The sequence below is a fragment of the Formosa sp. F44 genome, from assembly GCF_056238645.1.
The window spans coordinates 21,410-30,401 of record NZ_JBWDLJ010000009.1 but is presented as its reverse complement, the minus strand read 5'-3'; the positions used below and the strand labels follow the sequence as shown (position 1 = coordinate 30,401).

Annotated in this window: 6 protein-coding genes and 1 tRNA gene; 1 reads left to right on the top strand and 6 read right to left on the bottom strand. The window is 33.1% G+C overall.

The window, feature by feature from the left end:
• Positions 1–1,124 precede the first annotated feature (1,124 nt).
• From AC0UBM_RS18015 to rseP, 6 genes are all read right to left on the bottom strand, one after another.
• Positions 1,125–2,114, bottom strand: coding sequence for a YHYH protein (locus tag AC0UBM_RS18015; protein WP_475689576.1), 990 nt, complete (start codon positions 2,112–2,114; stop codon positions 1,125–1,127).
• 74 nt (positions 2,115–2,188) lie between these two features.
• A complete protein-coding gene (locus tag AC0UBM_RS18010; protein ID WP_475689575.1) occupies positions 2,189–2,938 on the bottom strand; it encodes a hypothetical protein in 750 nt (249 codons plus the stop codon).
• A gap of 101 nt (positions 2,939–3,039) precedes the next feature.
• Entirely contained in the window at positions 3,040–3,315 is a 276-nt protein-coding gene (locus AC0UBM_RS18005) for an EF-hand domain-containing protein (protein WP_475689574.1), read from the bottom strand.
• A 260-nt stretch (positions 3,316–3,575) separates the two neighbouring features.
• Positions 3,576–6,293 (bottom strand): leucine-rich repeat domain-containing protein, encoded by a 2,718-nt coding sequence (locus AC0UBM_RS18000; protein ID WP_475689573.1) that lies wholly within the window; start codon positions 6,291–6,293, stop codon positions 3,576–3,578.
• A 344-nt stretch (positions 6,294–6,637) separates the two neighbouring features.
• A tRNA-Asn gene (locus AC0UBM_RS17995) sits at positions 6,638–6,711 on the bottom strand.
• A gap of 78 nt (positions 6,712–6,789) precedes the next feature.
• Positions 6,790–8,136, bottom strand: coding sequence for an RIP metalloprotease RseP (gene rseP / locus AC0UBM_RS17990; RefSeq protein WP_475689572.1), 1,347 nt, complete (start codon positions 8,134–8,136; stop codon positions 6,790–6,792).
• Positions 8,137–8,302: 166 nt separating this feature from the next.
• On the opposite strand from rseP, the gene AC0UBM_RS17985 reads away from it, so the two are divergent.
• A complete protein-coding gene (locus AC0UBM_RS17985) occupies positions 8,303–8,977 on the top strand; it encodes an SCO family protein (protein WP_475689571.1) in 675 nt (224 codons plus the stop codon).
• Positions 8,978–8,992 lie beyond the last annotated feature (15 nt).

The following is an 8,992-nucleotide window of genomic DNA, read 5'->3' as shown; positions in this document are numbered from 1 at the left end:
CAATTCAATATGTTAATGAACTTATTTCTCTTTTTATTTCTTAACTCGTTTCCTCGTTAAGCGGGTGCAAATATAAAACCCTTTTTTTAATCTCACAATGTTTTTTTGAAGTTTTTTTTTTAGACTCGTTTTTAAAACGTTTCTAACTCCATTAAAACAACCTGTAAAGAACTTTGTTTTCTAAAAACGTTGCCGTTTTTAGCGGGTGCAAACTTACACCCTTTTTTGTTACTAACAAATCTTTTTTATCTTTTTTTGAAACTAATCTAAATCTGATAAATATNGTTTCTAACTCCATTAAAACAACCTGTAAAGAACTTTGTTTTCTAAAAACGTTGCCGTTTTTAGCGGGTGCAAACTTACACCCTTTTTTGTTACTAACAAATCTTTTTTATCTTTTTTTGAAACTAATCTAAATCTGATAAATATGACTCTGTTAATGAACGTGTTGCCTAACTAAACTACCGTAGTTGTGTCGCTAAGCGGGTGCAAATATACCACCTTTTATTTCTATATAACTAATTTATTTACGGTTTATTTTGAAATAAAAGTCAAATCGTAACCCGTCAGTAGATTACAACTGAATAAAAATGTGTTCTGCTCTATAGAAATTTCAATTCCTTACAATCCTTACCTTATCTACTTCCAATAAACATGTCAATTTAACTATATAATCGGTAATTCTTCGTCCACACCATCTACACACCTTAGTCTATATATAGGATGTAATTTCACAAGTCTATCATATTATAGTACACAACAAATAAAGCCAGCCACGTAAAATTATAATTACTTACAAGAGTTCCTTCTGAGCAGATCTCGCCAACCACTCTTGCATTACATTCCTTACTTATTAATGCCTAATTAGATTTCTAACATCGATCTCGTTTCTAACACCCCAAAAATCTCTACCACTACAATAGCAATTACTCCTATATATATAGGAGACAAGATTGACTTGTAATCAACTCGTTTCAGCAAATAGTTTCAGTTTCCCTATAACTGTAAAGTCAACTTTAAATGATTTGTCCTGTCTAAAGCAAATTTCATTTTAACACTTCCTTCGCTCATCATTACCACTGTGATTTTACTCCTATATATTATTAAGCAAGATTTATTCAACATTATATAGCATAGACCCCTTTTAGACCATTAATAAAGTTATTACATCCAGCAGCATCAACATGATAATGATACCCTCTTGTTTCGTCGGAATGGCCACGCAAATCATCTAAGTCTGCTGGCAACTCTTTATTAGCGTTTTCTAATTCATAAACCCCAAAGCCATCCAAAGCGTAACCTATTAAAGCCGCATGACCATCTTCCTGCTCTACTTTCGTACTAAATCCTGTGGCCGCATGGTAATGATAGCCTTGATGCACATTTATATGTCCGCCAGCATCGTCGAACGGAGCAAGCGTATAAGCCCTTAAAATATTATTTGTAGGAGCTGGAGCAGAAAACTCAATTCCGTTTAAAGCCACACCTCGGGTAGACGGCGCTCTATTTCCTCGACGTCCTGACCCTCTAGCAAATAATGTGGGACTATCTTGAATTACAGGCGTTATTGGAATTAGCCATGACTGGGTGAGATTGGTAACATAAGACGGCAAACACTCCACACAAAAATTCTCGTATTCTTCACCTACATTTGGATTTGCCGCATTAAGACAATCTTCTTCGGTTGCTGTTATGTACACATCTCCATTATCATCGTACATTAACCACTTCGAATCGTTATAGAAACTGGCCATATTCTTAATAAATGCGCCATCGACGTCGTAAACCTCTCCATTTTCTAACCAAATCCCTCCAGCTTCTGCACTATCTGAAATATTACTAGGACACCATGGCCCCATCGCATGATCACTCGGAACACTTTTAGTTACAATTTTATAGCACTCTGCACGACTTCCATCAGAAAGTTCACAAGGCACAGTGGTTACTGTAACCGACCCATCTTCCGTAAGGAAATAGGAAGCATTTACATTTACAACATCACCTGCTTCTACTTTTGCTGGTTTATTGTTGCTAGAAAATAAATTACAACCCACAAGCCCGAAACAAAAGCCTGCAAAAACGATTATAGCCGATTTAAAAAAGTAAGTATTCATAATGACAAAATTTATGGAATTAGGGTTTGCTAATAAAAAAAGGACTGCAATGTGCTACATAGAACACCTATGTATTAACCATCTAATTCTTGTTTTAATTTAATAGCTAGTTTTTCCGTTTTATTACGGAGGTTTATAGCTGTGTTCAATTGTATCTGAGTTTGCAATAACTGATCGATTACACTATTCTGATATTCTTTATTATTTAACAAGTCGATATAATTTGATTCTTGTCCGAATGCCCTAATCTGATTAAAATTATCGTTATCATCGGGAAGCAAATCTTTAAGCGAAATATACTCTTCCAGCACGGGCTTCAATCTATTATCAATAATAGATCTAATTTTAAGCTCTTGCTGTTCGAAACGTTTTAACTCAGACGGATATTCCGCTATTAAATCGGCTACCGTATCATTCTCTAAAAACTGAAACTTATCGGTAAAATTCACAGAGCTTAAAGCTTCACTTCTCAAGTTTGTATTCTTAAACTTTACTTGCACAATAAGATCTTTCGCTTCTTGTGTTAAACTCTCTTGACAAAGTCCCACATAATTAAGCGAGTTCTGAAGGGAGGTCGTATTGTTTTTATACTGAAAAATTGAAGTATTTAAAACACCTAAGTTTGTATGCAACTCCTCATACAAGCTAACGTATATCTTTTCTTGAATTATTTTGTTCTTCCTTAATTCATTAAAATTATTAATCTTCCAGGCTATTAAAATTCCCAACACAATTAACAGAATCTCGCCCAAAGCATATATTAGATACTTTTTAATATTATTGGACAATAACAGATGTCTTCTTACCGTTCTAAACAACTTCATATTTTAGTTAAATCCAACTTTTAAAATTTATACCGAAAGACACAAAACCTAGACATTTGCCCTTTACATTATTAAGCATGTCTCGAAACACAAAACCACTTTTACTTTCTACCTTTTGGTTTTGGTGCTTTTTTAAATTCCGCTTCCGAGATAAAACCATCCTCATCTGTATCGATTTTTGCGAAGTCTTTTTTTAACGGACCTTTTAATTCCGACTCTGCAAGCTTACCATCTTCGTTAGCATCCATCTCTTCTAATAATTTCGCATACGTTGGCGGTTCTTTTTGTTCTTTTCCTTCTTGTGCCTGTGCTACATTTACAAATGTTAGACAACATAAAATCATTGCAAATCCAAATATTGACTGTACTCTTTTCATAATTTATTTATTTAAAATTGTTATTACAGAACAAAGTTGCGCATTAGTTCCATATGAATTTTATGTTTTCAACTAACAGCGAACAGTATTAAGCGAATAGCACCTCTTATGGGTTAAGCACAATTTTGAAGATTAAAAAAATAGTGGAATTTGAAAATTTAATGCATTTAACATCAACTAAAATCTAATTTATCTGGATTTTAAGCCATAAAAAAAGAGCTCCATTTCTGAAGCTCTCTGTTTATGATTTTAAATTTATTTTAATATTTAATCAACTTCTTAGTTTCTCTTCCTTTTTCTAAATCTATGTGAACAATATACATTCCTGTCGAAAGATTATTTACAGATATAGTTTCTGGATTGGCGTGATATGATTTCAATTCCTTACCAGATAAGGTATACAATCGCACGGCATTAATTTGTAAAGGCGACACAATAGTTATAGCCCCTAAACCACGGTTATAATATACTTGACTTTTAGACGTAACCACATCCTCAATACTTAAGGCGTTACAATCGGCTTCATTACTTACAAATGTAGACATCGCGTCTTTGTAAACCGACCAATTGTCATTGCTCCAACTCGAATCATCTACAAAAATACAGGTTAAATCTAGATTGTATTCTGAATTAAAAAATGTGAAATTAGTGTTGTTACCATTTTTAAGGTTTAGACTAGTTAATTGATTTTGATTGACTCTCAGATCTCTTAGGTTTCCAAACCGAGACACATCGATATCTGTCATTTGATTTTCATAAATTTCTAATTTCCATAATGAAGGTGCACTAGATGGTAAATTCACAGTAGTTAATTGATTTTGGTGTAAAAATAATTCTTCAAGGTTTACAAGCGCACTTACATCTAAAGCAGTAAACCTGTTACGCATAATTCCAAAACGTTTTAAAGCTGTGTTATTTGAAACATCAATAGTGGTTAGTTCATTATCATTTACAAATAGCGAAGTTAAAGCGATGTTATTGGAAACATCTAAAGACGTCAATTTATTATAGCTTAAGCCTAATTCCTCTAAGGCCACAAAGTCTTCGATTCCTGTTAAGTCTGAAATCTCCTTATTATCTACAACTAAACTTGTTATTGAATTAATACGTGTAGTAACAACAGCTCCATCTAATACATAATCTAAACCCAAATCTATTAAAGCCTGTTCGAATTTAGGATCCGGAATTATAGTATTAAAACAATCTACACCATAAACCGAAGCATCATCTACATTCGTCCAATTACTAGTAGCATAACTCACATTATCCACTTGTATACATTGTAAACCTGGATTATTTGTCGCATCGAAGTAGGTGAAATTTGCATTATTACCATTTGCTACATTAAAGCTTAGCAATAAATTATCATTAACACTAATATTAGATAGTTTAGTAAGCATAGACACATCTAAACTACTCAATTGATTATCATATGCTCTTAATCCAACGAGCTCCGTTAAGGGAGACAGATCTAGTGTGGTAAATTTATTGCTATACATATACAATTCCCATAGTGGTGAATTTTCAGGAAAATTAACAGAAGTTATTTCGTTTTGATGAATAAATAGCTCTTCAATGTTCACTAACGCACTTACATCTAAAGTAGTAAACTTGTTACGCATAATTCCAAAACGTTTTAAAGCTGTATTATTAGAAACATCGATAGCTGTTAATTCATTATCATTTACAAATAACGAGGTTAAAGCGATGTTATTGGAAACATCTAAAAACGTCAATTTATTATAGCTTAAGCCTAATTCCTCTAAGGCCACAAAGTCTTCGATTCCTGTTAAGTCTGAAATCTCCTTATTATCTACAACTAAACTTGTTATTGAATTAATATGCGTAGTAGCCACAGCTCCATCTAACACATAATCTAAACCCAAATCTATTAAAGCCTGTTCGAATTTAGGGTCAGGGATTAGAGTATTAAAACAATCTACACCATAAACCGAAGCATCATCTACACTCGTCCAATTACTAGTCGCATAACTCACATCATCCACTTGTATACATTGTAAACCTGGATTATCTGAAGCATTAAAATAAGTAAAGTTAACATTATTACCGTTAGCCATATTTAAACTCTTAAGTTGGTTAATATTGGCACTGAAATTAGATAACTCTTTAAGCATGGAAATATCTAAACTGGTCAATTGGTTATCGTAAACTCTTAACCCAACTAATTTTGTTAGAGGTGATAAATCTAATTTTGTTAATTTATTCTCATATATATGTAATTCCGTTAGAGGTGAATTCTCAGGAAAAATAACTGAGGTTAATTCGTTTTGATGAATTAATAATAATTCAATGTTAACTAGCTCACTTACATCTAAACTAGCTAACTGATTATTATACACAAATAATTCCTTTAAATTCGTTAAACCAGAAACATCTAAACTAGTTAACTGATTACTATACGCCCGTAGTTCCTGTAAATTTGTTAAACGAGACACATCTACTGTCGTAAATTGATTATGCTCCATGTAAATCTTCCACATGGGTGAGTTCTCAGGAAAAATGACAGACGTTATTTGATTTTCATTTATAAATAATTCTTCAATATTTACAAGCGCACTTACATCTATAAATGTAAAGTTGTTTCGCATAACACCAAACCGTTTTAAAGCTGTATTATTTGAAACATCTAAAGCTGTTAATTGATTATCGTCTACGAATAGAGACGTTAGCGCTGTGTTTTTTGAAATATCTAAAGTGGTTAGTTTATTTAAACCCAACTCTAATTTTTCTAAAGCCACGAAATCTTCAAGACCTGTTACATCTTCTATACCTTTATCTACAACCTCTAAAACGGTTATAGTGTTAATATTTGCAGTCAGTACAGAACCATCTAAAACATCGTCTAATCCTAAATCTATTAAAGCTTGCTCAAATTTTGAATCTGGGATTGTTGTGGTCTGACTAAAACCAAAAAGAGTCATGCTAAAAAAGCAGAGCGAGAGTAATTTTCTTTTCATAGTTTATTTATTTATTTATTAATTCAAAGCAACAGTAAATTAAATGCTTATAGAAAAAACTAACAATACCCTATATTGGGTATATTTTAAACTATTCAAGCTTTAGCTATATTATGAGAAGATTACTTTGTATTGAATTAGCTCTATTTGAAAAGATGGATACTTAAGCTTTAATTTTGGGCTCCTAATAGTATACCTAAATCACCCTAAATCCAAGATACTATCCTATTGTAAAAGATTATCACTTACAACGTGAAACACTTCAATATCCGCCACACCACTAGCACGAAACTATATCGCATAAAAAAAGCCTTACATTTCTGTAAGGCTCTTAGCTAGCTTTGCTCCCTCTCTTGGGCTCGAACCAAGGACCCTCTGATTAACAGTCAGATGCTCTAACCAACTGAGCTAAGAAGGAGTGTTTTGCATTAGCGAGTGCAAATATAGAACTTTATTTCAGTTGCACAAAACTTTTTTAAAAAAAATTTAAAAAAAATTATTTGAACAGTGCTTTAAAGACATCATTTCCGTTCGCAAACAGCACTAATGCTATAAGAATGAAGAATCCAACCATTTGTGCATACTCCAAAAATTTATCACTTGGTTTACGTCCAGAGATCATCTCGTATAGTAAAAACATAACATGACCACCATCTAACGCAGGAATTGGTAATAAGTTAAGCACTCCTAACATAATCGATAAAAAGGCTGTAATACTCCAGAATGCTTCCCAACTCCATGTGCTAGGAAATACATCGAAGATTGCTTTAAAACCACCTACGCCTTTATATGCACCTGTACTTGGATTAAAAATCATTCCTAACTGCGCCCAATAGCCAACAATTTGTTCTTTAAAACGTGTTGCTCCTACACCTATGCTTTCACCTAGTCCGTATGTTTTAGTAATTACATTGTAGTATCCTAATTTTTCATAGGTTTTAGCATTCGCTCCAGAAAACGGATAAATTCCAAATTTCCCATCTTCATCAACCTTAAGCTCTCTTGTTATAGGCTCAAAATCTCTTAATATATCCACTTGTACTGTTTGTCCTTTTAGCGTTTCTAAGAAAGGCCCAAATTCATCAAAATATTTCAGCTTAGTATTATTCACTGCTGTTATAATATCTCCTTCTTTTAAATCTGCATTTTTGTTTGCCGAAGAATCTACCACTTTAGCCACAACAAAAGGTGTGCGTAATTGAAACAACGTACGATCTTCACCAGTACTTAATTGTCCTAGAAAATCTTCTGGAGTGGTTAGAACAATTTTTTCACCATTGCGGTCTATGGTTATTTTCTTTGCTTCAATTAATTTAGGTCTCATGGCGTTATACCCCGTTACAGGTTCTCCATTAATTGCTAAAACATTATCTCCTGTTTTAGCCCCCATATCTTCTAGAATAGGATTCGTTATAAAATACCCATCTTTAATACTCGCAGTTGCAATATCGGTTTCACCGTATGCAAATGCCATAACCATATAAATTAATGCGGCCAGAACAAAGTTTACCGTTACACCTCCAAGCATAATAATTAGACGTTGCCAAGCTGGTTTCGATCTAAATTCCCAAGGTTGTGGTGGCAATGCCATTTGTTCCTTGTCCATACTTTCGTCTATCATTCCTGATATTTTCACGTAACCCCCTAAAGGCAACCAACCAATACCATAAACGGTATCACCAATTTTCTTTTTGAAAAGAGAAAATTTTACATCGAAAAACAAATAGAATTTCTCTACTCGTGTTTTAAATAGTTTTGCTGGAATAAAATGCCCAAGCTCGTGTAATACAATTAATAAGGAAAGGCTTAATAGAAATTGTGAAATCTTAATTATAAACTCCATGAAGTTTTTACAGTTATATTTTAACGCGCAAAAGTACGGTTTTTAAAGTCGTAAAAAAACATAAACTACACAACACCCTTTTTTTAACATGCATTTATCATATAAAGGGCTTCGGTAAACTTAATTTAACTCGTATTTTTGTGTCATACACGATTTAAACTTCGCCATGTTATCATTTTTTAAAGATTACAAATACTTCGCCATTGTTTTTGCCATCATTTCAATAGTTATTGTATCTATTATTTACAATATTTTAGATGTCGAAAAACCGCTTCCTATTTACCAACCTGCTCAAGTTGAACAAGAATTGGTAGATAGCACTCTTTACGATGTTAGAAAATATCATAAAATAGCAGATTTTAGCCTGACGAATCAGAATGGAAAAACCATTACTCAAGACGATTACAAAGATAAAATTTACGTGGCCGATTTCTTTTTTACAACCTGCCAAACCATTTGTCCGATTATGACCGATCACATGGCACAGATTCAAAACCAAATTTTAAATGATGACGAGGTTATGCTACTTTCTCATACCGTTACACCACAAATAGACACGGTTGCTCAATTAAAAAGATATGCCTTAAAAAAAGGCGTTAATGATGCCAAATGGAATTTAGTTACAGGCGATAAAAAACAAATTTACGAACTGGCAAGAAAAAGTTATTTGGCCGTAAAAACAGTTGGAGATGGCGATGAATACGATATGATTCATACCGAAAATTTCATGCTAATCGATAAGAAAAAACAAATTCGAGGGTTTTACGATGGTACAGATCCAGAAGCCATTACACAGTTATTAAAAGACATCGCATCTCTAAAAAGAGAATATAAAAAGTAGTTTTAGTGCCACAAT